Source organism: Halorubrum sp. SP3 (assembly GCF_005435195.1).
In the GTDB taxonomy this organism is placed as follows: Archaea; Halobacteriota; Halobacteria; order Halobacteriales; family Haloferacaceae; genus Halorubrum; species Halorubrum sodomense.
Genome location: NZ_SGTU01000435.1, coordinates 1 through 406, shown reverse-complemented (window position 1 = coordinate 406; position 406 = coordinate 1). Strand labels below are relative to the sequence as shown.

The following is a 406-nucleotide window of genomic DNA, read 5'->3' as shown; positions in this document are numbered from 1 at the left end:
ACCTTTCCGAACACCGCACCGCTTGTGAAGACAGAACTCCGATTCTTGTCACTCACACTCCTCCCTTCGGCATTCTCGATATCGGGAAGCGATTCGGGCAACAACATATCGGGTCGAAGGCCGTCAGGAGCTTCATAGACGACATCCAGCCCCCAGCTACCGTCTGCGGTCATTGCCATCAATTCGGAGGGAGAGCTGAAATCCTCGAGTACGGCACGGTGATCAACATCGCATCCCACGACGGAGTAGACGACCCAGGAAGGTACGCACTCATCACCATCGACGCCTCGAACGAGTCTATCGAGTACGAGTTCTACGACACTCGCCATCTGCTAGGGAGTCGACTGACTGATCTCGTCCAAGTCGGGCGAAACCGAGTAGAACAGTTCAGTGAGTTAGGGATCAC

Annotated in this window: 1 pseudogene; it reads left to right on the top strand. The window is 54.9% G+C overall.

Going from position 1 to position 406, the window contains the following annotated elements:
* Positions 1 to 218: 218 nt before the first annotated feature.
* Positions 219 to 406 (top strand): annotated as a pseudogene (locus EXE42_RS20470) (hypothetical protein); the annotation flags it as partial.